Annotated in this window: 19 protein-coding genes and 1 pseudogene; 12 read left to right on the forward strand and 8 right to left on the reverse strand. The window is 65.5% G+C overall.

Annotated elements, in window-relative coordinates:
* Positions 1-107: 107 nt before the first annotated feature.
* Together mprF and AB6804_RS17915 are read left to right on the forward strand one after the other, a co-directional pair.
* Complete coding sequence (gene mprF, locus AB6804_RS17910; RefSeq protein WP_370887570.1) at positions 108-2,705, forward strand: bifunctional lysylphosphatidylglycerol flippase/synthetase MprF; 2,598 nt, start codon at positions 108-110, stop codon at positions 2,703-2,705.
* Complete coding sequence (locus tag AB6804_RS17915; RefSeq protein WP_370887571.1) at positions 2,702-3,982, forward strand: virulence factor family protein; 1,281 nt, start codon at positions 2,702-2,704, stop codon at positions 3,980-3,982. Before mprF ends, AB6804_RS17915 begins: the two co-directional genes overlap by 4 nt.
* Before the next feature lie 87 nt (positions 3,983-4,069).
* Here AB6804_RS17915 and AB6804_RS17920 read toward each other — a convergent pair whose 3' ends face one another.
* Together AB6804_RS17920 and AB6804_RS17925 are read right to left on the reverse strand one after the other, a co-directional pair.
* Entirely contained in the window at positions 4,070-4,579 is a 510-nt protein-coding gene (locus AB6804_RS17920) for a DUF1993 family protein (RefSeq protein ID WP_370887572.1), read from the reverse strand.
* Positions 4,580-4,678: 99 nt separating this feature from the next.
* Positions 4,679-4,864, reverse strand: coding sequence for an oxidoreductase-like domain-containing protein (locus tag AB6804_RS17925; protein ID WP_370887573.1), 186 nt, complete (start codon positions 4,862-4,864; stop codon positions 4,679-4,681).
* Between the two features lie 201 nt (positions 4,865-5,065).
* Here AB6804_RS17925 and AB6804_RS17930 point away from each other — a divergent pair, with 201 nt between their 5' ends.
* The 3 genes from AB6804_RS17930 (at position 5,066) to AB6804_RS17940 (ending at position 10,398) form a co-directional block, all read left to right on the forward strand.
* Positions 5,066-7,567 carry a penicillin acylase family protein gene (locus AB6804_RS17930; RefSeq protein ID WP_370887574.1) on the forward strand — a complete coding sequence of 834 codons (2,502 nt, stop codon included), beginning with the start codon at positions 5,066-5,068 and terminating at the stop codon, positions 7,565-7,567.
* A gap of 89 nt (positions 7,568-7,656) precedes the next feature.
* Positions 7,657-9,126, forward strand: a complete 1,470-nt coding sequence (locus tag AB6804_RS17935) for a M20 family metallopeptidase (RefSeq protein WP_370887575.1) — start codon at positions 7,657-7,659, stop codon at positions 9,124-9,126.
* A gap of 177 nt (positions 9,127-9,303) precedes the next feature.
* A complete protein-coding gene (locus AB6804_RS17940) occupies positions 9,304-10,398 on the forward strand; it encodes a malate/lactate/ureidoglycolate dehydrogenase (protein WP_035963808.1) in 1,095 nt (364 codons plus the stop codon).
* A gap of 67 nt (positions 10,399-10,465) precedes the next feature.
* Here the strand turns inward: AB6804_RS17940 and AB6804_RS17945 are convergent.
* Positions 10,466-11,361: pseudogene (locus tag AB6804_RS17945) on the reverse strand (NAD-dependent epimerase/dehydratase family protein).
* Positions 11,362-11,478: 117 nt separating this feature from the next.
* Here AB6804_RS17945 and AB6804_RS17950 point away from each other — a divergent pair.
* Complete coding sequence (locus AB6804_RS17950; RefSeq protein ID WP_370887576.1) at positions 11,479-12,366, forward strand: LysR substrate-binding domain-containing protein; 888 nt, start codon at positions 11,479-11,481, stop codon at positions 12,364-12,366.
* Between the two features lie 28 nt (positions 12,367-12,394).
* Entirely contained in the window at positions 12,395-12,787 is a 393-nt protein-coding gene (locus AB6804_RS17955; RefSeq protein WP_370887577.1) for a RidA family protein, read from the forward strand.
* Here AB6804_RS17955 and AB6804_RS17960 read toward each other — a convergent pair.
* The 4 genes from AB6804_RS17960 to AB6804_RS17975 all read right to left on the reverse strand — a co-directional run bounded on the left by AB6804_RS17960 (position 12,784) and on the right by AB6804_RS17975 (position 17,081).
* Complete coding sequence (locus AB6804_RS17960; protein WP_370887578.1) at positions 12,784-14,466, reverse strand: acid phosphatase; 1,683 nt, start codon at positions 14,464-14,466, stop codon at positions 12,784-12,786. The genes AB6804_RS17955 and AB6804_RS17960 overlap by 4 nt on opposite strands.
* Before the next feature lie 277 nt (positions 14,467-14,743).
* On the reverse strand, positions 14,744-15,538 hold the full coding sequence (locus AB6804_RS17965; RefSeq protein WP_370887579.1) for a sulfite exporter TauE/SafE family protein: 795 nt from the start codon (positions 15,536-15,538) through the stop codon (positions 14,744-14,746).
* A gap of 177 nt (positions 15,539-15,715) precedes the next feature.
* Positions 15,716-16,897: a 4-hydroxybenzoate 3-monooxygenase gene (locus AB6804_RS17970; protein ID WP_370887580.1), complete on the reverse strand. Its 1,182-nt coding sequence runs from the start codon at positions 16,895-16,897 to the stop codon at positions 15,716-15,718.
* 52 nt (positions 16,898-16,949) lie between these two features.
* Positions 16,950-17,081, reverse strand: coding sequence for a hypothetical protein (locus AB6804_RS17975; protein WP_370887581.1), 132 nt, complete (start codon positions 17,079-17,081; stop codon positions 16,950-16,952).
* Between AB6804_RS17975 and AB6804_RS17980 the strand changes: the two genes are divergently transcribed.
* Positions 17,080-17,946, forward strand: coding sequence for an SDR family oxidoreductase (locus AB6804_RS17980; protein WP_370887582.1), 867 nt, complete (start codon positions 17,080-17,082; stop codon positions 17,944-17,946). The genes AB6804_RS17975 and AB6804_RS17980 overlap by 2 nt on opposite strands.
* A 24-nt stretch (positions 17,947-17,970) precedes the next feature.
* Here AB6804_RS17980 and AB6804_RS17985 read toward each other — a convergent pair whose 3' ends face one another.
* The gene (locus AB6804_RS17985; RefSeq protein WP_370887583.1) at positions 17,971-19,023 is read right to left on the reverse strand and encodes an aldo/keto reductase; all 1,053 of its coding nucleotides are present in this window, start codon (positions 19,021-19,023) and stop codon (positions 17,971-17,973) included.
* 221 nt (positions 19,024-19,244) lie between these two features.
* On the opposite strand from AB6804_RS17985, the gene AB6804_RS17990 reads away from it, so the two are divergent.
* From AB6804_RS17990 to AB6804_RS18005, 4 genes are all read left to right on the forward strand, one after another.
* Positions 19,245-20,234, forward strand: a complete 990-nt coding sequence (locus AB6804_RS17990) for an AraC family transcriptional regulator N-terminal domain-containing protein (RefSeq protein ID WP_370887584.1) — start codon at positions 19,245-19,247, stop codon at positions 20,232-20,234.
* A 115-nt stretch (positions 20,235-20,349) separates the two neighbouring features.
* Positions 20,350-20,721 carry a hypothetical protein gene (locus AB6804_RS17995; protein WP_244794925.1) on the forward strand — a complete coding sequence of 124 codons (372 nt, stop codon included), beginning with the start codon at positions 20,350-20,352 and terminating at the stop codon, positions 20,719-20,721.
* Between the two features lie 31 nt (positions 20,722-20,752).
* Complete coding sequence (locus AB6804_RS18000; RefSeq protein WP_370887585.1) at positions 20,753-21,280, forward strand: sigma-70 family RNA polymerase sigma factor; 528 nt, start codon at positions 20,753-20,755, stop codon at positions 21,278-21,280.
* Positions 21,277-22,044 (forward strand): anti-sigma factor, encoded by a 768-nt coding sequence (locus AB6804_RS18005; RefSeq protein WP_370887586.1) that lies wholly within the window; start codon positions 21,277-21,279, stop codon positions 22,042-22,044. Before AB6804_RS18000 ends, AB6804_RS18005 begins: the two co-directional genes overlap by 4 nt.
* Positions 22,045-22,048: the final 4 nt, after the last annotated feature.

A 22,048-nucleotide genomic window follows, 5' to 3' on the forward strand; every position in this document is an offset into this window, starting at 1 on the left:
GCCGAAGCCTCGCCCACTGTGCATCACACGCGGCCCCACTACAACGATTCGCGCGGCAGCCGGCGGTTTCATCGTCAGGCTGCGGCGCCAGCAAGTTCAGATAACGCATGTCTCGCAGAAAGTTGTTCGCCCGGCTTCGCGCCCACTCCACGCCCGGAGATTCCCAAGGCGCCTTTCCTGATTTGCAGCGCTTCGCGGCGCCCGCGCTGACGGTCGTCGTGTGCGCGCTGCTGCTCGTCGTGTTCCAGCATCTGTCGCATTCGGTCGATTACAAGTCCGTCGTCCGCTCCCTGCGTCTGCTCACGCCGCAAGCGTGGGGCGGGGCGCTGTTCGCGACGGCGCTCAGTTTCGCCGCGCTCGTCGGGCGCGACGCCATTGGCTTGCGTCACATCGGCGTGACCGTGCCGCGCTCGCTGCTGTGGGTCGGCGCGACGGTCGGTTCCGCGCTCGGCAACGTCACCGGCTTCGGCGCGCTGACGGGCGGTGCGGTGCGCTGCCGCGTGTACGGCGCGGCGGACGTCACTGCGGCGCAAGTCGGCCGCCTGTCGGTTTTCACCGGCGTGACGCTCGCCCTGTCGCTGGCGTTCATGACGGCGGTCGGCATGGTCGCTTCGGCGGGCACGCTCGCCGGCATGATGCATCTTTCCCCGGCAATACTGCGCGCGATCGGCGCGGCGCTTCTCGCCGTATTCGTCGCGATGCTCGTCTTCTGCGGACGCGAGCAGCGCACGTTGCGTTCGCGCTGGAAGTGGCTCGCGTTCAACGTGCCGACGCGCCGCGATTTCATCGCACAGACGGCGCTCGCCATCGTCGATGTGTTCGGCGCGGGCCTCGCGCTCTGGGCGATGCTGCCCGGCGCGCACGTCGGTCTCGCCGAGTTCATGACGGTGTTCTCGGCGGCGATGCTGCTCGGCATGATCGGCCACACGCCGGGCGGCGTCGGCGTATTCGAGGCGGCGATGGTTTTCACGCTGGGCCGCGAGGTCGCAACGCCCGACGTGCTCGCCGCGCTGCTCGCGTATCGCGCGATCTACTTCGGCCTGCCGCTGATTCTGTCCGCCGGCGTGATGGCCGCGTTCGAGGGCCGCGCGCTCAAGGGCCGCTTCGCGTTTCTGCGCCCGGATCGCGTGTCGCAGCTTGCGCCGCTGTTTCTGGCGATCGTCACGTTCGCGGCCGGCTCGATGCTCGTCATCTCCGGCGCGACGCCCGCCTTCAAGATGCGCATCGCGTTGCTCCAGACCGTGGTGCCGCTGTGGGTGCTGGAAAGCTCGCAATTGCTCGGCAGCGTGCTCGGCGTGCTGCTGTTGTTCGTCGCGCGCGGCCTGATGCGCCGGCTGGACGCCGCGTGGTGGCTCGCGTTGATTCTCGCGGTGGCGAACTTCGCGCTGTCGCTCGCGAAAGGCTTGGCATTCATCGAAGCGGGCGTGCTCGCGTTCCTGATCGTGCTGCTCGTCGCGACGCGCGAGCGGTTCAATCGACGGGCCTCGCTTTTTGCCGAGCGCTTCACGCTGACGTGGCTGTTCTCGGTCGGCATGGTGATGGCGGTGGCCGTGTGGATCATGTTCTTCGCGTTCCGCGACGTGCCCTACGACACCGACCTCTGGTGGCAATTCGCCTTCGACGAGCGCGCCCCGCGTGCGTTGCGCGCGACGCTGGCCGCCGGCGTGTTCGCCTCGGCGTTCGCGGTGTGGCAACTGCTGCGTCCGGCGGCGGGCCGCTTCGTGAAGCCCGCGCCGCAGGATCTCGCCAACGCCGCGCGCATTTTCCGCGCGCAGGAGCGCAGCGACGCCGGCCTCGCGATGATGGGCGACAAGAGTTTCCTCTTCTCGGAATCGCGCGAAGCCTTCCTGATGTACGCGAAACATGGCCGCACGTGGGCCGCGCTGCACGATCCGGTCGGCCCGCGCAGCGAGTGGGCGGGGCTGATCCGCGAATTCGTCGCGCTGGCGCACAAGCACAACGGCCGCGCCGCGTTCTATCAGGTGCGCGCCGATGCCCTGCCGCTCTATCTGGACGCCGGTCTCACGCTGATGAAACTCGGCGAGGAAGCGCACGTCGCGCTGGCGGATTTCGACCTGAAGGGCTCGCACCGCGCCCATCTGCGCTACGCGCTCAAGCGCGGCGAACGCGATGGTTTCGACACCGAACTGATCGGCCCGGACCGTATCGCCGAATGCATGCCGATGCTGCGCGAGATTTCCGACGACTGGCTCGACAGCCGCTCCGCGCGTGAGAAGAGCTTCTCGGTCGCCGCGTTCAATGAAGACTATCTGGCGGCGCAATCGGTGCTGCTCGTGCGTCAGGCGGGCGCGCCGGTCGCGTTCGTCACCTTCATGACGACGGACCTCAACACCGAAGCGACCGTCGGCGTGATGCGCCATGTCGCGAATGCGTCGTCGTATGCGATGGAGTATCTCTTCACGAAGCTCGCGCTGCATCTGAAGGAAGCGGGATTCCGCTCGCTGTCGCTCGGCATCGCGCCGCTTTCGGGGATGGAGCCGACGCCGCTTGCCTCGCACTGGCACCGGCTCGCCGGACTGGTGTGGCGCTTCGGCGGGCGTTTCTACAACTTCCGCGGTTTGCGCGGCTTCAAGAGCAAGTTCCAGCCGCACTGGGAGCCGCGCTATCTGGCGGCGTCCGGTTCGGTCGGCGTATTTTTCACTTTGGCGGACCTTTCGCTGCTGGCGGGAGGCTGGCGTTCATGATTCACTTTGGCAAGAAACTGGCGGCGCTCGCCGTCTTGGGCGCATCGATCCTCGGCGCGGCCCACGCCTCCACCATTTCCGGCGGCCGCTACGGGCAGGTGACGCTGACCAGGCCCGCGGGCGAAATGACGGGCTTCGTTGTCCTGTTCTCCGATAAGTCCGGCTGGAGCCCCGCCGATGCTCAGGCCGCCGATGCGCTCGCGGCTAAAGGCGCGATGGTCGTCGGCGTCGATACGCCGCGTTATGCCGCACGCCTTGCGACGGAAAAGAAGGAGACATGCCACAACCTCGTCGGCGATGCGGAAGACATGAGCCATCAGCTCGAACGCACCGTGCAGACGAGCCGCTATTTCTCGCCGATTTTCGCGGGCGCCGGGCAAGGCGCGATGGTGAGCGAGCAGGCTTTGACGCAGGCTCCTGACAACACGGTGGCGGGCGCGGTGTCGCTGGCGGCGGATGCGGAACTGGATGCGCGCTTCAAGCCGTGTCCGCCCGACCCGACGATCATCCACATGAAGGGCTTGCCCGGTTTCCTGGAGCGCGCCGCGTTGCAGCCGGGCCGCTCCCGGGCCGATGCGATCGTCGCGATGACGGCGCCGCATCTGAAAAAGGCGGAAGCGCCCGTCGATAACGATGTCTCGGATCTGCCGCTCATCGAACTTCGCGCCGCCAAGCCGACCGATCTGCTCGCCATCGTCATTTCCGGCGACGGCGGCTGGCGCGATCTCGACAAGACGATGGCGCTCGCGTTGCAACGCGATGGCGTATCGGTGATCGGCATCGATTCGCTGCGCTATTTCTGGAGCGAGAAGTCGCCGGAGCGCACGGCAACGGACATCGCACGAGTGATTCGCACCTACAACGCGCGCTGGCATACGAACCACGTTGCGCTCGTCGGCTACTCGTTCGGCGCGGACGTGATGCCGTTCGCGTACAACCGCCTGCCGGATGCGGTACGCGCGCAAGTGTCCTATGTCTCGCTGATGGGCTTCGCGCCCGAGGCGGATTTTCAGATTCGCGTGACGGGCTGGCTCGGCATGAAGGCGAGCGAGAAGGCGCTGAAGGTCAAGCCGGAACTGACGAAGCTGCCGCCCGCGATGGTTCAGTGCATCTACGGCGAGAAGGAAGACGACACGCTGTGCCCGACGCTCACCAAGACGGGCATCGAAGTCGTGAAGCTGCCGGGCGATCACCACTTCGGCGGCGATTACGACGCGCTCGCTCGGCGCATTCTGACCGGCTGGCGCAAGCAGATCGCGGCGCGGGCGGGAGCCTGAGTCCGCCCGACGTCAATAGAAGCTCTGCTTCGTGCCGACAGCGCCGCTCGATGGCCTTATCGAGCGGCTTGCACTCCGTTCAAACGCTCACTTGAGCGCGCCGAGATAGTCGCGCTTGCCGATCGGCGCGCCGAGATGGCGCAGGATGTCGTGCGTCGTGACGACGTGAAAATAGAAATTCGGCAGCCCGAAGCCGAGCAAATAATCGACGCCTGAAAACGACGGCGAAAAGTCCGGAAACTTGAGCGTCACCGTGCGCGATTCGCTATCGGCGAGCGCGGCCTGGTCGATGCTCTTCAGATACGCAATCGTCTTCGCGATGCGCTCCTGCAGCTTCGCAAAGCTGTCCTCGTCGTCCTCGAAGCGCGGCGCTTCGACGCCCGACAGGCGTTGCGCGGAGAGCTTCGCCGTGTCGCTGGCGCGCTGGATTTGCGCGGCGAGCGGCAACATGTCGGGCGCGAGGCGTGCGCCGATCACATCGGCGTGGGCGAGGCCTTTTTCATCGGCGAAGGCAGCGCCTTTTTCGAGCAGGGACGAGCACACTTCCAGCCCGCGAATAAAAACCGGAATCGACGCGCGATACATCGAGAGGGACATGGTCTTGCGCTCCTTGATTGTGCGGACCTTCGCGGTCCTCTTGTCGAAAGGACGACAAGCATAGCGCCGTGCGCTATCGGGCGCTCGAATGACCGCCCGCTATTCCTGCAAGCCCGGCGCATGCCGCGCTTCCCACGCACGCAATTGCTGCTCGTAGCGGTCGAGCGCGTCCTGATAGAGATCGAAGACGCACGGATGGCAGCCGCTGTGGCAGCACTCGTCCGGCGATGGGCGTTCGGGCGGCGTCGGGCGCGGGTCGCCGGGTGTTTGCTCGGATGAGGTCATCGAAACTCTTTATTCTCGTGCGCTGACTCAGTCTCCCATTGTGCAACCCGCCGATGCTTTGCCGCTGATGCTGCAAGCGACGCCGCGACGCGCCATGAGCCGGAGCTAACTTTTGGCGGTGCCCGCGCGCCGCACGGTGCGATACTGGCCGACATTCCGCCCGGGCTTCCGCCCAATCGAGTGATCGGAGGACCGTGACCGATGAATCAGACCGTCAGTCGTGCGATGCTCGGCGCACTCGCCATCGCGATGCTCGCCGGCTGCGCCGCGTCGCAACAGGCGTCGGAGCGTGCCGACACGGCGCCGTATCGCGCGGAGATTCGCCGCACGCAGTCGGGCATCCCGCATATCCGCGCCGCCGACTGGGGCAGCCTCGGCTACGGTTACGGCTATGCGCAGGCGCAGGACAATCTGTGTTCGCTCGCCGATGGTTTCGTGACCTGGCGCGGCGAGCGATCCGAGCATTTCGGTGCGGACGCGCGTCCGCCGAATCCGTCGATCTTCGGCCAGCCGCGCAATCTGGACTCTGACTTCTTCTTCCGCCTCGTCGACGACCAGGCCGCCGTCGACCGCTATCGCGCCGCGCAATCGCCGGATTTACGCAGTCTTATCGACGGCTTCGCTGCTGGTTACAACCGTTATCTCGCCGATCTGGACGCCGGCAACTTTCCCGGCGCTCATGCGGCCTGCCGTGGCGAGCCGTGGGTCGACCAGATCGGGCCGGACGATATCTACCGGCGGCTGATCGCGGCGAATCTGGCGGGCGGATCGGCAAGATTCGTTGAGGCGATCGCGGCGGCGCATCCACCGACGGCGGGAGCCGTGTCGGGCGATCCGGATGCCGTGCGTGGCGCACCGGGCGTCGGCAGCGCGCTTGACGCGAATGTCGATCAGCCGCCCGAGCCAGCTCCGTCTGCGCTTCGCGTCGCAGGCAACGCGCTCGCGTCGAACGTCCCCGCAAGCGATCTCCGCTATCCCGTAGGCGAACTGCCCGGCATCGGCAGCAATGCGCTCGCCTTCGGCGCGCCGATCACGCGCGACAAGCGCAGCATCCTGTTCGGCAACCCGCACTGGTTCTGGCGCGGCCCGGACCGCTTTTATCAGGCGCAACTGACGATTCCCGGCCGGCTCGACGCAGCGGGCGTGTCGTTTCTCGGCGTGCCGCTGATCGTGCTTGGCTTCAACGAAAACATCGCGTGGACGCATACGGTGTCGACTGCGCGCCGCTTCGGCCTCTTCGAACTGACGCTCGATCCCGCCGATCCCACGCGCTACCGCTTCGATGGCGCGACCGAACCGATGACGCCCGTCCCGCTCTCCGTGCGCGTACGCCGCGCCGACGGCTCGGTCGAACCGGTGGCGCGCACGCTGTATCGGACGCGCTTCGGTCCGGTCGTCGATCTGTCCACGCTCAATGCCGCGCTCGGCTGGAACGCGCAGCGCGCCTACGCACTCGCCGACGCCAACGCGAACAACGTCCGCAGCTTCGAGAATTTTTTCGCGTGGAATCAGGCGCGCTCGCTCGACGATTTCATCGGCATTCAGAAGCGCTATGCGGCGATTCCGTGGGCGAACACCTTCGCGATCGGCCGTGGCGATCCGCGTGCCTGGTTCGCGGACATCGGCGTGATGCCCGGCGTATCCGACGCGCTCGCCGATGCCTGCACGCCGCCCGCCGGCCGTGCGCTCGCGAGCCGCATGCCCGGCGTGCCGTTCCTCGACGGCTCGAAAAGCGCGTGCGCGTGGACGCAACGGAGAACGCTGCCCGTCGATCAGATGCCGAGCGCGGCGCGCGGCGATTACGTCGGCAACTTCAACGACAGTTACTGGCTCACCAACGCGAACGCGCCGCTGTCGGGCTATCCGCGCATTGCGGGGGCGACCCGCTACGAGCAGTCGCTGCGCACGCGCTACGGGCATCTGCTTGCCGCGCGGCTGCAGCGGGAAAGCGGCGGGGTCACGCGCGAGGCGGTGGAATCGGCGGTGCTGGAGGCGAAATCGATGTCGGAGGCGCTTTATCGGCAGCCGCTGCTCGACGCCGTCTGCACGCCCGGCGACGCGGCGAGCGCGCTCAACGACGCCTGCGACGTGCTGCGTAACTGGAACGGCACAGCGGATATCGACGCGCGCGGCGCGAATCTCTGGGACGAGCTTTGGCAGCGTCTGATGCGCATCCCGCCCGAGCGTCTTTTCGCGACGCGCTTCGATCCATCGCGTCCGCTGACGACGCCGAGCGGCCTGAACACCAGCAATCCCGCCGTCGTGCAGGAGATCCGGCAGGCGCTGGGCGGAGCCGCGCTGTCGCTGCGGTTGAACGGCTTCGCGCTCGATTCGCGTCGCGGCGATCTGCTCTACACGACGCGCGACGGCGCACGCGTCCCGCTGTTCGGCGGCTGCGACGAAGCGGGCTATTTCACGGTCGTGTGTGCGGGGCGTCCGCTGGACGCGAAGGGGTATCCGATGGACGCGAACGGCGAGGGCGACAGTTATCTGCAAGTCGTGACCTTCACCGGAAACGGGCGGCAAGGCGTGGAAGCGGACACGCTGCTCGCGCCCGCCGAATCGGACGATCCTGCCTCGCCGCATTTCGGCGACGCCACGCGCCTTTTTTCGGCGAAACAGTGGCGGCGGTTTCCGTTCACGGATGAGGCGATCGACGCGGAGCCGTCCGCCGCGCCGTTCGTCGTCACGGGTCCGCGCTAGAAACGGCCCATTGTTCATACGACAGGACCTCACGCGGATCGTAAAGATTCCCGTCTATCATGGTGGTTTGTCCGCATGGAACCACCGTCATGAACTCTGGCGACAGCACACAACACGAAGAAGCGGTACGGCTCGATCCGTCCGCATTGCAGGAATTCGTCAATCGGAAGTGGGACGACGAGATCGTTCCCGCGCTGACCGACTACATCGCGGTGCCCGCGAAAAGCCCGATGTTCGACGCCGACTGGGCGCGCCACGGTTTCATCGAACGCGTGGTGACGGACGCCGCCGACTGGGCCAAGAAGCAGCCGGTGAAGGGCCTGAAGGTCGAAATCGTGCGGCTCACCGGCCGCACGCCGGTCATCTTCTTTGAAGCACCGGCGACGCGCTCGGGCAGCACCGAGACTGTCGTCCTCTATGGACACCTCGACAAGCAGCCCGAATTCGAAGGCTGGCGCAGTGATCTCGGCCCGTGGACGCCCAAGCTCGAAGACGGCAAGCTCTACGGCCGTGGCGGCGCCGACGACGGCTACGCGACCTACGCGAGCATCACCGCACTCGCCGCGCTGGATGCGCAAGGCGTGGAGCGGCCGCGTTGCGTCGGCATCATCGAGACGTGTGAGGAATCGGGCAGTTACGACTTGCTGCCGTACATCGACGCGTTGCGCGACAGGCTCGGCGACGTCGGCCTCGTCATCTGTCTCGATTCCGGCGCGGGCAATTACGATCAACTATGGCTCACCACGTCGCTGCGCGGCCTCGTCGCCGGCGACCTCGAAGTGCAGGTGCTCGAAGAAGGGCTGCATTCGGGTGGCTACGGCGGCATCGCGCCGTCGACATTCCGCATCATGCGGCAACTGTTCGAGCGGCTCGAGGATGCCGCGACCGGCAATCTGCTGCCGAAGAATTTCCATTGCGCGATTCCCGGCCAACGCATGAAAGAGGCCGAAGCAACCGCGCACATCCTCGGCGACGATGTCTGGAAGAAGTTGCCCTGGAGTTGCGGTCAGGACGGTGGCAGCGTGCTGCCGACCACGACCGATCCCAAAGAAGCGCTGCTCAACTCGACGTGGCGTCCGTCGCTGACGGTGACGGGCGCGGCCGGCCTGCCGCCGCTCGCGGACGCCGGCAACGTGCTCGCGCCGCGCACGGCGTTCAAGCTGTCGCTGCGCCTGCCGCCGCTCGTCGAAGCGACCGAAGCCGTCGCGCAACTGAAGTCGCTGCTCGAACTCGATCCGCCGTACAACGCGAAGGTCACGTTCAAGCCCGAAGCCGGCGCGGCGACCGGCTGGAGCGCGCCGGAGCTTGCGCCGTGGCTGGCGTCGTCGCTGAACGATGCGTCGCGTCGTCATTTCGGCGCCGATGTCGCGTATATGGGGCAGGGCGGCACCATTCCACTGATGAACACGCTCAAAGAGGGTTTCCCGCGCTCGCAGTTCATGGTGTGCGGCGTGCTCGGGCCGAAATCCAACGCGCACGGGCCGAACGAATTCCTGCACGTGCCCTACGCCAGGAAGCTGACGGCGGCCGTGGCCGAAGTGATCGCCGAAGCGCCCTGAGCAGTTCCCCCATTTCGGACGACCGACGCCCGCCACGAGCGGGCGTTTTTTCGCCGTTTTCAGTGCTTTCTGAAAAACAAACTGGTCAGGCCAGTTGAACGTCTGTAAAGTAACAGGCACGCGCGCTTCTCCAGAAAGCGCCGCACCAGTAATCGATCAAAGGAGATGAGAGTCGCAATGAACGAAACCAGCAAACCCGAACAACGCATTGCCGCCGATACGCTTCACGCCTACGTCCGCGCCATTTGGGAACGCGCCGGCAGCGCGCCGCGCGAAGCGGAACTGGTCGCCGATCACCTCGTGATGTCGAACCTGTCGGGCCACGATTCGCACGGCGTCGGGATGATTCCGCGCTATGTGTCGTCGCTCGGAGACGGCCAGTTGCAACTGAACACGCACGCGGAAATCGTCCGCGACGCCGGCGCGGTGCTGACCGTCGACGGCCGCAAGGGCTTCGGGCAAGTCGTCGCCTACGAGGCGATGGAGCACGGCATCGAGCGCGCGAAGAAGTTCGGCGTGTGCGCGGTCGGCCTGCGCAACGCGCATCACATCGGGCGCATCGGACACTGGGCCGAGCAGTGCGCGAATGCAGGGCTCGTGTCGTTCCACTTCGTGAACGTGGCGGGCGATCCGCTCGTCGCGCCGTTCGGCGGCATCGATCGGCGCTTCGGCACGAACCCGTTCTGCGCGGCGTATCCGCGCGACGGCAAGAGCCCGCTCGTGCTCGATTTCGCGACAGCGGGCATCGCCTACGGCAAGACGCGCGTGGCGTACAACAAGGGCGTCCAGGTCGCGCCGGGCATGCTGCTCGACCACGAAGGCCGGCCGACGGTCGAACCGAAGGTCATGCACGAGCAGCCGTTCGGTTCGCTGACGGCGTTCGGTCTGCACAAGGGTTCCGGCCTGGCCGCGCTGTGCGAGATCTTCGGCGGGGCGCTCTCGGGCGGTTACACGACGCACGAAAGCACGCTCGAAAAGACCAGCGCGATCATGAACTGCATGACGTCGGTGATTCTCGATCCGAACGCCTTCGACGCTCCCGCCGCTCAGGCCGAAGCCGAAGCGTTCCTCGAATGGATGAAGGCGTCGCCGCGCGCCGAGGGCATCGACGCGATCTACGCGCCCGGCGAGCCGGAAGAAGCGCGCCGCGCGGAACGCCGTGCGAATGGCGTGCCGATCGATCCGACTACGTGGAAGCAGATTCGTGAATCGGCGCAGAAGTCGGGCATGGCCGAAGCGGACATCGAAAAGTTCGCGAGCGCGCTGAAGTAAGCGGCGCAGTTGTGAAACGCGGCTAAATTGGTCAAGCCAATTTAGCCGCTTTTTCGTTGGTCGCCGATCAGCGAACCATCTCCTTCTCGATCCACTCGACCACCGACTTACGCTTCGGCGCCCAGCCCAGCAGCGTCCGCGCGCGCTCGCCGCGCACCCGGCTATTCGACCCGAGTCCATAGGAAGCCATCTCGTAGCCCCATTCCTCGATCGCCTGTTCCAGCGGCCAGTCTTCCGGCCCGCGCAGGCCGAGCGTCTTCGCCATGGCGACGGTCATGTCGCGGAACTGCGCTTCCGCGCTTTCGATGAAATAGAACGTGCCCGCCGGCGTCTTGTCGAGCGCGCGGCAATAGGCGTCGACCACATCGTCGATGTGCACGTTCGACCAGATGTTCAGTCCGCGTCCCACATGCCGCACCACGCCGCTCTTTTTCGCCTGCCGCTCCAGACGCGGCAACTGCACGCTGGCGGTATCGGGAATCGCGCCGTGGCCGTAAATCAGCGTGTTGCAGAGCACTGCCGAGCGCACGCCGCGCTTCGCGGCATCCAGCACCAGATTGTCGATGGCGACGCCGGCGCCTTGTCGGCGGTCGGCTCCGGCAGCGTGGTTTCGGTGTAGACGGAATCCGATGCCTCGCCGCCCGACGCATCACCGACGATGCTCGATCCGCTCGTATGCAGCAACGGCTTGTTCGAGCCTTCGAGCGCGCCGATCAGTGCTTCGACCGCGCCGCGATGATCGCTGCTCGCCGCGTTGATGACGGCATCGGCCGCGCGGGCTTCGGTGGCGAGCAGAGCGGCGTCGTCGAGGCTGCCGACGACCGGCTCGATGCCCGCTTGCTTCAGCGCCGCGCCTTGCTCCGCGCGGCGGATGAGACCCCGCACCTGATGGCCGTCGCGCACCAGCCCCGCCGCAATCGAACCGCCGATGAAACCGCCCGCGCCCGTAACGAAGATCTTCATGTGCTTGCTCCTGAGAATTGAATCGGTAGGCACAGTATCGGTGGCTTCGACTTTCGCAAAAAGAGTGGTAGTCTCAAATCAGCCTTGACTGCAAATCAATAATCCACGCGCATCACCATGAAGACGAATACCGACGAACTGCTCGTTTTCGTCACCGTGATCGACAGCGGTTCGATGACGGCCGCCGCCGAAACCCTGCAGCAGACGGTCTCCGGAGTCAGCCGCACGCTCACGCGGCTCGAGAAGAAGCTCGATGCGACGCTAGTTCGCCGCACCACGCGTCGCCTTCAGCTGACGGAGGAGGGCGAACTGTTTCTCGCCCGCGCTCGCGCCATTCTCGCCGCGATGAACGACGCGGAAGAGGCCATCTCGCGACGGTGCGAGCGTCCAGCCGGGCGGCTGCGCGTGGACGCGGCGTCGCCGTTCATGCTTCATTGCGTGGTGCCGCACGTGAAGGCGTTCGCAGCGCTTTATCCGGAGATATCGCTGGAACTGACGAGCAACGAACGTATCGTGGATTTGCTGGAGCAGCGCGTGGATATCGCGATAAGAATCGGCGCGCTGCAGGATTCCACGCTGCACGCGCGCACGCTCGGCAGCAGCCGGCTGCGCGTGCTTGCCAGCCCGGCTTATCTCGCGGAGCACGGCGAGCCGCGCGATGTCGAAGAGTTGATGCGCGCCCGGCTCATCGGTTTTACCGCGCCCGAGAGCCTCAATGACTGGCCGCTGCGTGATGGCCGCGCCGCGTTCGTGACGATTAAGCCGGCAGTGTCCGCGTCGAGCGGCGAAACCATCCGGCAACTCGCGATCGACGGCGGCGGCATCGCGTGTCTCGCCGATTTCATGACCGCCGCCGATGTCGAAGCCGGCCGCCTTCGCACGATTCTCGACGACGCACTCGAAGACGTTCGGCAGCCGATCAGCGCGGTGTACTACCAAAGCGAATCGCTGGCGGCCCGCGCCCGCGCGTTCCTCGATTTCCTTGCAAGCAGACTGATGCTGTGACCCATCGACTCTCAACTCATCAACGACGATGCCACCGATAGGAACCATCAACGCTTCCGGCCTGCCGATTCCCGCAGGCCACTACAGCCACGCGACGCGCGCCGGCAATCTGGTCTGCGTCTCCGGCCAGTTGCCGATGCGCCCCGACGGCACGCATACCGGCGACCGCCCATTCGAAGAGCAGGCCGAGCAGACCTTGCTCAATCTCCGAACCGTGCTCGAAGCGGCGGGCGGCGGCCTGACGGACTGCATCGAAGTGACGGTTTATCTCGTCGGCGTCGAGCACTGGAAGGCGTTCAACGAAATTTACGCGCGACACTTCGGCGCGTGGAAGCCGGCGCGCGCCGTCGTGCCCGTGGGCGCGCTGCACTACGGCTATCTGCTGGAGATATCGGCGCGTGCGTGGATCGAGCGCGTCTAGGCGAGATCGAGCGAAGCGGTGAGGTCGCCGAGCGGCGCTTCGCCGTTCGCCGCGAACGCCCGGTCCCGCGCGACGACGCCATCGAGCGGCGCAAGATCGTGCACGCGCGAGATGAAGCGGAGGATCGAATTCGTGTCGTAGACCGTGTGATCGACGTAACCCTTCCTGGCGAGCGGCGACACGACGATCGCCGGAATGCGCGAACCCGGTCCCCAGCGATCGCCCTTTGGCGGCGCGACGTGATCCCACCAGCCGCCGTTTTCGTCGACGGTCACGATCACGACCGTGTTCTCCCACTGCGGCCCGCGCCGGATGTGCTCGATCACGTTCGAGATATGCCGGTCGCCGGATGCGACGTCCGCATAACCCGCGTGCATGTTCAGATTGCCTTGCGGCTTGTAGAACGTGACGGACGGCAGGCGGCCCGCGTCGATGTCCGCGAGCAGCTTGTTCGTGGAAGGATCGTCGCCGAGACCCGCGTCACGCAGATACCGCTCGCGCGCTGACGTGCCCGGTGCGAAGTTGCGGAAGTAATTGAACGGCTGATGGTGATACTGGAAGTCGGGCACCGCGCCGGTGTCGCGATGCTCGAGCGCGTATTGCCACGCGCCGCTATACCACGCCCAGTCGACGCCCTTCTCCGACAGGCGGTCGCCAATGGTCGCGTACGTCTGCGGCGGCAGCACGAATGCGTTCGCGGTATCCGCGAAACGCGGATCGCTGTCGGGCGCGGGCTTGACGTTGCTCGGCTGATACGGCGGCGCCATCGTGTTGACCGCGTAGCCGTCGGCGGTGAGCGAACTGTCGCGGACGAACTTAGGCGGACCCTCGAGCGCGGACTTCGGCGAATCGGGCGCGAGCTTCAGGCGCGAGCCGGTCGGATCGTCGCCCTCGACCGCCGAGATCAGCTTCGCCGCCGGGCTGCTGTGCGCGTCGGGATAGTACGGCGCCTGCGCCGAAATCAGGAAGATGTGATTCAGCCAGGAACCGCCGAACGCCGACATGAAGAAGTTGTCGCAGAGCGTGTATTGCTGCGCGAGGCCCCAGAGCTTGAAAGTGTCCGGCGAGTTCCGGTAATGGCCCATTACGAGGCCGCCCGAGTCGCCCCACGCCGCGAACTGGTTGTTGCGCCCGGCGTTGATCTGCATCTGGTTCTGATAGAAGCGATGCACGAGATCGCGTGTGATGACGCCGGTCGGCAACGGATCGCCTTGTGCATCGGCGAGGCGGAAGGGGCCGTTGCGCAAACCGGCGATCTGCTTCTCCGCGATGGCGTAACGCTTGCCGTCGAATTCCTGGGCTTGCGGCACGAGTCCGCCCCAGATTGCGGGCAGCGTGGGCAACGGCGTGACGCCATCGCGGTCGAACTGCGTGTATTGCGAGGCCGGCACCGCCGACAGCGGATGCTGCACGCCCGGGAAGTCGCCGTACAGATTCGTGAAGCTGCGGTTCTCCGCGTAGATCACGACAATCTGCCGCACCTTGGCGGCAAGCGTGCGGTCGAGTGAAAGATCGGCTGCGGTCTTGGGCGTCGACGGCTTGTGCTCGAAGAGATTGCATCCGCCGAGCGACAGGCCGGCAAGCCCGACGCCTGCCGCGATCAGCCGCCGCCGCGCCGGATCGGCGGGCGCGTCGTGGTCAGCCGGAAGGTCCTGATGCGGATGCTCGTTCTCTTTCATTGCCTGACTCCTCGTGAACGTTCAGGCTGCCGCCGGTTTGCCTCGCAACGTCGACGGCAGAAGACGGCGCACGCATCGCGATGACCTCGACATCGCGCCACGCCGCCGGACTGGCCGCGCGCTTCGCAATAAGGGGCGCGTCAGCCGATTGACTGCGCATGATGCCGCATCGGCCGCTCGTGTGAAACCCGGTCAAACGGCTAGGCCGAACAACCGGCCATGCGATTTGGCCTATGCCATCCGGCCGGCTGTGCATCGGCGGGCGGGGCGACTAACATCAGCTCAACACGAGTTTTACGCCAACGAGGACGAGCGTTGCAGCGAGGACGTGGCGCAGCAGGGCTTCGGGCGCTTTGGACGACAGCGCACTGCCGGCGGCGATGCCCGGAATGGAACCGACGAGCAGCGAAATGAGCAGCGACCAGTCGACGGAGCCGACCATCCAGTGTCCCGCGCCGGCAATCAGCGTGAGCGGCACCGCATGGGCCACGTCGGAACCGACGATGCGCGCCGTCGCGAGACGCGGGTAGAGCAAGAGCAGCACGGTGACGCCGATCGCGCCCGCGCCGACCGAAGTGATCGACACGAGCACGCCTAGGATCGCGCCCGTGAGTATCGTCCAGGCGGCGGTGCGCGTGGGGTTTTCAGGGCGGCTGCGACCCTTTTCATAGGCGAGGCGTGCGAGCTGCGTGCGGAAGACGAGCGACACGGCGGTGATGAGCAGCGCAGTGCCGAGAATCAACTGGATGAGGCGCGCCGTGTCGGGCGAGGCCATGCCATGCCGATGAAGAAAATAGAGCGTCACGGCGGCGGCGGGCACGCTGCCCGCCGCAAGCCGCCCGGTGATGCGCCAGTCGACCGAGCCTTTCAGGCCATGCACGAGCGTTCCGGCGGTTTTGGTCGCGGCGGCGTAGAGAAGGTCGGTGCCGACCGCCGTCGCCGGATGGATGCCGAACAGCAGGACGAGCAGCGGCGTCATCAGCGAACCGCCGCCCACGCCCGTCAGGCCGACGAGAAAACCGACCGCGAGCCCGGAGGCGGAATAGAGAAGATCGATATGCGGAAAGGACATCGCGCGGAAGAGGACCCGTCAGGCAAGGTGGAGTCGAAAAACCGTCGATGATAGCCGGTAAGACGTTCCGTTGCTGCGCGTTGGCCACGGGCGGAAGCTGCGGGCGTGCCGGAGCGGTCGGAAGACAGGCGCAGTCCCCGCGCAACCGGGCGTTCCCGCCCGGCGCGCGGAAGCACGTTAAACCGCCACGCTTCCGACGTAATTTTCCGCCAGCGCCGTAGCCGCCGCCCGCGAAGTCGTCACGTGCTCCAGTTCCGCCACCTGCAACCGTTGCTCGAACGGCGAGGTGTCTTCGAGCTTGTGCAGCATGCGCGTCATCCACCACGAGAAATGCTCGGCGCGCCAGATGCGCTTGAGCGCCGTCTCGGTGTAACGCGCGAGCTTGTCGGCGCTGCCGTCTTGATAGAAGCCGACGAGCCCGGCGGTCAGCACGCGCACGTCCGACACCGCCAGATTCAGCCCCTTTGCTCCCGTCGGCGGCACGATATGCGCGGCGTCGCCCGCGAGGAAGAGCTTGCCCGACTGCATCGGCGTGGAAACGAAGCTGCGCATGCCGACAATGTTCTTTTGGAAAATCTTCCCTTCCGTGATCTGCCAGCCGTCAGCCGTATCGACGCGTGCGTGCAATTCGGCCCAGATGCGGTCGTCGGACCAGGCATCGACGGAATCTTTCGGGTCGCACTGAAAGTACATGCGCTGTACGCCCGGCGAACGCGTGCTGATCAGCGCGAAACCACGGTCGTGCCGCGCGTAGATCAGTTCGTCCGATGAAGGCGGCGCTTCGACCAGAATGCCGAACCAGCCGAACGGATACACACGCTGATAATCCTGCCGCACCGCTTCCGGGATCGACTGCCGCGACACGCCCTGCGAGCCGTCGCAACCGACGATGAAATCACACTCCAGTTCCTCGTCGCGTCCTTCGTGGCGATACTTGATGCGCGGCTTGCGGTCGCTGTTGTCCGCGAAGTCGTGCAGCGAGACATCCGACACGCCGAACTTCAACGCGCCGTTCGCCGCCACGCGCGCCGCGACCAGATCCTTGATGACTTCGTGCTGTGCATAAACGGTGATCGAATGGCCGGTCAGTTCCGTCAGCGCGATGCGCCGGCGCTGTCCTTCGAACGCCAGCTCGAAGCCGTGATGCAACGCGCCTTCGGCCTGCATGCGCGCGCCGAGGCCCGCTTCGTTCAGCAGGTCCATCGTGCCCTGTTCGAGCACGCCCGCGCGAATGGTGGACTCGATATCCAGCCGGCTGCGCGTTTCGAGCACGACCGATTCGATACCGCGCTGATGAAGCAGATGAGAGAGCAGAAGCCCGGCCGGGCCCGCGCCGACGATGCCGACTTGAGTACGCATGTGTGTCTCCGTTGCGTCGTGATGTTGTGCATACAGTGTCGGCAACGCGGCCTTATGTCGCAACGCGATACGGCGGATAGCGCGTATCGGCAATCCCGATAAAGGCCCGAAAAGCGGCTAAAAGCGGGTCCGGTGCTTGCTGAATGAGGGTAAATCCCGACTCTTCATCAATGAGGACACTCATGAACACAAACGCCTATCCCACTCCGCCTTTCCCCGATCAGCAGCAGGACCGCACGCCGGGCCTCACCGCACCGATGGACCCGAAGCCCGATCACGGCGAGCAGAGCTATAAGGGCAGCGGCAGGCTGGCAGGGAAGACGGCGCTCATCACGGGCGCGGACAGCGGCATCGGGCGCGCGGTGGCGATCGCCTATGCGCGGGAAGGCGCGGATGTCGCGATCGCCTATCTGGACGAACACGACGACGCGAAGGAAACCGCACGCTGGGTCGAGGAAGCCGGGCGCAAGGCCTTGCTGCTGCCGGGCGATATCACCGATCGCGCGTTCTGCAAGGAACTGGTCGCGAAGACGGTCGAGGCGTTCGGACGCGTCGACGTGCTCGTGAATAACGCGGCGTATCAGATGACGTACGACAGCCTGGAGGAAATCAGCGACGACGAGTGGGACAAGACCTATTCGACGAATATCGGCGCGATGTTCCGCATCACGAAGGCGGCGCTCCCGCACATGAAGGAGGGCGGGGCGATCATCAACACGACGTCCATCAACGCGGACAGTCCGAACCCCGGTCTGATTGCTTATGCCAGCACGAAGGGCGCGATTCAGAACTTCACCGGCGGCCTCGCGCAGTTGCTGGCCGAGCGCGGCATCCGCGCGAATTGCGTCGCGCCGGGGCCGATCTGGACGCCGCTGATTCCATCGACGATGCCGCCTGAAAAGGTCAAGAACTTCGGCTCGCAGGTGCCGATGAAGCGCGCCGGCCAGCCCGCCGAACTCGCCGCCGCCTACGTGATGCTGGCATCCGACGAGGCGAGCTACATCTCCGGCGCGACAATCGCGGTAACGGGCGGCAAGCCGATCATCTGAGCGGCCTGCCGCATCGCGAGAACGTTACTCGGCCGCCGCTTCCTTCAACTGGTTGCGGCGGTACTCGCCTTGCCGCGTGAACATCCAGCCGGGGTATTCAGACGGCAACTGGCTGACTTCATCGAGCGCGGCGAGTTCGTCGCTGTTGAGCTTCACGCGCGTCGCCGCGATGTTGTCATCCAGCTGCTCGACCCGCTTAGCGCCGACGATCACGCTCGTGACCACCTTCTGATGCAGCAGCCACGCAAGCGCGATCTGCGCGACGGACACGCCCTTGCTTTCCGCCATGCGGCGCATCACGTCGATGCAGTCGTACGCACGTTCGACGTTCACCGGCGGGAAATCGAACTTCGTGCGGCGGCTGCCTTCTTCCTTGCCGCCTTCGCGCGTGTATTTACCCGACAGAAAGCCGCCCGCGAGCGGACTCCACACCATCAGGCCGACGCTTTCGCTTTGCAGCAGCGGCACGATTTCCCGTTCGAGGTCGCGGCCGGCGACGGTGTAATACGCCTGCAATGATTCGAAGCGCGCAAGGCCGAGCCGCTCGGAAATCCCGAGGGCCTTCATGATCTGCCACGCCGCCCAGTTGGACACGCCGATGTAACGCACGTGGCCATGCTGCACGAGCGTATCGAGCGCGCGCAGTGTTTCTTCGATCGGCGTCGCGGGATCGAATCCGTGAATCTGGTACAGGTCGACGTGATCGAGTTGCAGACGCTTCAGGCTTTCCTTCACGCCATCGATGATATGAAACCGCGACGCGCCGCGCGAGTTCACGCCCTTGGTGCCCGCTTCGCCGAAAATCTTCGTCGCCACGACGACGTTCTCGCGCGGCACCTTCAGGTTCTTCAACGCCTGACCGGTGATGATTTCGGAGCGGCCGTCGGCGTAGACATCGGCGGTATCGATGAAATTGATGCCCGCGTCCAGCGAGCGGCCGACGAGTGTGTCGGCATCCGCTTGCTGAAGCTGACCGATGTTGTCCCAGATGCCGCCTGTACCGCCGCCGAACGTCATCGTGCCGAGGCACAGCTCCGAGACGAACAGACCGGTATTGCCAAATTTCTTGTAGCGCATGCTTGCTCCTGTGTCCGCGTTAAAGGTCGGCGTAATTGCCCGCGAAAATTGACGAGCGTTCGCCAGCCCGTGCAGTATCGTCCGGCAACGCGGACCGTTCATAGCCTGATCCTGTCGGATCATTGCCTTTTCCTGCAAACGGTGGCCCCTCGTGCGCGCACGATCGCGCTTGCGCGAGTAAGCTATCGACACTCTTCCACGCTTACATTTCCGCGGACATCATGGCGCTGAACGACACGCCCGGCCTCGCCGGCAGAGATGCTCACGATCCACCTTGCGACACCCGCCACGGCGGTTCCCTCGACGCTGCGCTCGACCATGCGCGCGTCGACCTCGTCTCGCTGCTCGACCGTTTCACGGCCGGATGCGAAGGCTCGCTCGAAACGCCGGTGCCGGGCGTCTACCTGCATCGCATCACGAATCCGGGCGGGCCGAAGCCCGGCATGCAGACGCCCGCGCTCGCGCTGATCGCGCAAGGCAGCAAGCGCGTGATGGTCGGCGACGATGTCTACGTCTACGACCCGATGCACTATCTCGTTTCGTCCGTCGATCTGCCGGTGATCGGGCAGGTCACGGCCGCGAGCGAAACCGAGCCGTATCTCGGCATGCGGCTCGATCTGGATGTCGACGAAATCACCTCGCTGATTCAGGACCAGAACCTCCCGCCTGCAACGCAGACGGAAGCCTCGCGCGGCCTCTATGTGAACCGTCTCGGCAGTTCGATGCTCGACGCCGTGTTGCGTCTGTTGCGTCTCATCGATACCCCTGAAGACGTGCCGATCGTCGCGCCGCTCGTGAAGCGCGAAATCCTGTATCGCTTGCTGATGAACGGCTCCGGCGCACGCCTGCGGCAGATTGCGCTGCAGGACAGTCAGACGCAGCGCATCGCCAAGGCGATCTCGCTGCTGCGCCGGAACTTCGATCAGCCGCTGCGCGTCGAGGACATCGCGAAGGACGTGCATATGAGCGTGTCGTCGCTGCATCATCACTTCAAGGCGGTGACCGCGATGAGCCCGCTTCAGTATCAGAAGCAGTTGCGCCTGCAGGAAGCGCGCCGGCTGATGCTGCTCGATATCGCCGATGCCGCGACCGCGGCGCATCGCGTCGGGTATGAAAGCGCCTCGCAATTCAGCCGTGAATACAGCCGCCTTTTCGGCGCGCCGCCGCTGCGCGACACGCGGCGCTGGCGCGATGCCGCAGCCGGCGCATAGCGGCATCTGAAGGCACGCAGGACGCCGCAAATTTATTTCATCGCTCGTGGAATAGAACGGCAACGCCGATCGTTCCACGAACACTCCACCGTAGCGCCACGAAAAGGAAGATGAGATGAACAGGCAAATCGTGTTGGCCCTGACCGCGGTCGCGGCCGTCGGTTGCTTCGCGTCGCAAGCGTTCGCGGCGGCGCCGAAGGAATCGAACGGCGTCTTCGTCGACGAAAACGGCATGACGCTCTATACCTTCGACAAGGACACCAAGGGCAGCCCGAGCGCATGCACCGGCGGCTGCGCCCAGGCGTGGCCTGCCGCGATGGCGGCCGGCTCCGATCAGCCAAGCGGCAAGTGGACGCTCGAATCCGCCGACGGCGGCAAGCAGTGGGCGTACGACGGCAAGCGCGTGTACCGCTTCGCCAAGGACACCAAGCCCGGCGACAAGAACGGCGACAACTTCCGCGACGTGTGGCACGCGGTCAAGCCCTGAACGTCGTGAAGCCCGCGCGAGACGGTTCGGCATGACCGCAAAGAGCTTCGAAAGCGATCTTCTCGCGCATCTTCCACAGTTGCGCCGCTATGCTCGCGCGCTGGCCGGCGATCGCGCCTGGGCCGACGATCTCGTTCAGGACGCGACCGAACGCGCACTGAATCGCGCGAGCGCCTTTCGTCCGGGCACGAACCTGCGCGCGTGGCTGTTCACGATCATGCGCAATATCTATATCGATCAGTTGCGCGGACGTCGCGACATCGCCGTCGACGATGAAACCGCGCCGTGGCGGCAGATGGCCGCGCCACGCGGCGAAGTCGACGGCCTCGTGCTGCGCGACGTGCAGCGCGCGCTCTATTGCCTGCCGGTCGAGCAGCGCGAAGTCATGTTGCTCGTTTGTGTCGAGGAAATGAGTTATCAGGAGGCGTCGCAGGTGTTGAACGTGCCAGCGGGCACGGTAATGTCGCGTCTTTCGCGAGCACGCGAGCACATGCGCGTGATGCTCGGTGAAGAAGCGGGACGCAAGGCGTCGTCGCTCAAGGTAGTGAGCCGGTCATGACGAATCACGAGCACGCATTTCACGGCAACGAGCGCGATCTTCAGGCGCTGTCCGCTTATATCGACGATGAACTCGGCGACGCCGAACGCGCCGCCGTCACCGATCGCATCGCGAGCGATCCCGCCAGCCAAGCGGCGGTCGCCGCCTATCGCGCGCAGGAGGGCGCGCTGCGTGCGCTGTTCGCAGCCGATGAACCGGAGCCGCAAGTCATCGTGATGCGGCCGCGTGCGCGCGGGCGCTATCTGCTTGCGGCATGTTTCCTCGTCGTGGGCATTGCGTGCGGGTATCTCACGCATCTGCTGTTGCCGAATCTCGACGATACGCGCCCGCGTTTCGCCGAACGCGCGGATATCGCGTATGCGGTGTATGCACCCGAGCAGCGTCATGCCGTGGAAGTGGCGGCTTCGCAGCGCGATCATCTCGTCACCTGGTTATCGAAGCGCCTTAACCGCTCGCTCACGATACCGTCGCTCGCGGAATACGGTTTTCAGCTCGTCGGCGGACGCCTGTTGCCGGGCGAGAAAGGACCGGCCGCGCAGATCATGTATCAGAACGCGGCGGGTGAACGCCTCACGCTGTACATGACCACGGTCGCGCGCAACGACGCGAGAATCCGCTCGTTGCGCGACGGTCCGCGCACTACTTACTACTGGACCTACGACAGCGTGGGCTATGCGATATCCGGGCAGATCGGTGAAACGAAGCTGCAGGCGATCGCCTATGACACATGCAAGGAACTCGGCGGCGATCCCGCGAAGTGGTAGGGCA

The sequence above is a fragment of the Caballeronia sp. RCC_10 genome (genome assembly GCF_041360715.1).
In the GTDB taxonomy this organism is placed as follows: domain Bacteria; phylum Pseudomonadota; class Gammaproteobacteria; order Burkholderiales; family Burkholderiaceae; genus Caballeronia; species Caballeronia grimmiae.

Bases quoted from the DNA above. Each gene is read 5' to 3' on its own strand.
- AB6804_RS18005 (WP_370887586.1), top strand. From the start codon at position 21,277: ATGACGAATCACGAGCACGCATTTCACGGCAACGAGCGCGATCTTCAG.
- AB6804_RS17965 (WP_370887579.1), bottom strand. From the start codon at position 15,538: ATGTCCTTTCCGCATATCGATCTTCTCTATTCCGCCTCCGGGCTCGCG.
- AB6804_RS17950 (WP_370887576.1), top strand. From the start codon at position 11,479: ATGAAGACGAATACCGACGAACTGCTCGTTTTCGTCACCGTGATCGAC.
- AB6804_RS17990 (WP_370887584.1), top strand. From the start codon at position 19,245: ATGGCGCTGAACGACACGCCCGGCCTCGCCGGCAGAGATGCTCACGAT.
- AB6804_RS17920 (WP_370887572.1), bottom strand. From the start codon at position 4,579: ATGTCCCTCTCGATGTATCGCGCGTCGATTCCGGTTTTTATTCGCGGG.
- AB6804_RS17970 (WP_370887580.1), bottom strand. From the start codon at position 16,897: ATGCGTACTCAAGTCGGCATCGTCGGCGCGGGCCCGGCCGGGCTTCTG.
- AB6804_RS17930 (WP_370887574.1), top strand. From the start codon at position 5,066: ATGAATCAGACCGTCAGTCGTGCGATGCTCGGCGCACTCGCCATCGCG.
- AB6804_RS17995 (WP_244794925.1), top strand. From the start codon at position 20,350: ATGAACAGGCAAATCGTGTTGGCCCTGACCGCGGTCGCGGCCGTCGGT.
- AB6804_RS17915 (WP_370887571.1), top strand. From the start codon at position 2,702: ATGATTCACTTTGGCAAGAAACTGGCGGCGCTCGCCGTCTTGGGCGCA.
- AB6804_RS17925 (WP_370887573.1), bottom strand. From the start codon at position 4,864: ATGACCTCATCCGAGCAAACACCCGGCGACCCGCGCCCGACGCCGCCC.
- AB6804_RS17935 (WP_370887575.1), top strand. From the start codon at position 7,657: ATGAACTCTGGCGACAGCACACAACACGAAGAAGCGGTACGGCTCGAT.
- AB6804_RS17955 (WP_370887577.1), top strand. From the start codon at position 12,395: ATGCCACCGATAGGAACCATCAACGCTTCCGGCCTGCCGATTCCCGCA.
- AB6804_RS17975 (WP_370887581.1), bottom strand. From the start codon at position 17,081: ATGAGTGTCCTCATTGATGAAGAGTCGGGATTTACCCTCATTCAGCAA.
- AB6804_RS18000 (WP_370887585.1), top strand. From the start codon at position 20,753: ATGACCGCAAAGAGCTTCGAAAGCGATCTTCTCGCGCATCTTCCACAG.
- AB6804_RS17960 (WP_370887578.1), bottom strand. From the start codon at position 14,466: ATGAAAGAGAACGAGCATCCGCATCAGGACCTTCCGGCTGACCACGAC.
- AB6804_RS17940 (WP_035963808.1), top strand. From the start codon at position 9,304: ATGAACGAAACCAGCAAACCCGAACAACGCATTGCCGCCGATACGCTT.
- AB6804_RS17985 (WP_370887583.1), bottom strand. From the start codon at position 19,023: ATGCGCTACAAGAAATTTGGCAATACCGGTCTGTTCGTCTCGGAGCTG.
- AB6804_RS17980 (WP_370887582.1), top strand. From the start codon at position 17,080: ATGAACACAAACGCCTATCCCACTCCGCCTTTCCCCGATCAGCAGCAG.
- mprF (WP_370887570.1), top strand. From the start codon at position 108: ATGTCTCGCAGAAAGTTGTTCGCCCGGCTTCGCGCCCACTCCACGCCC.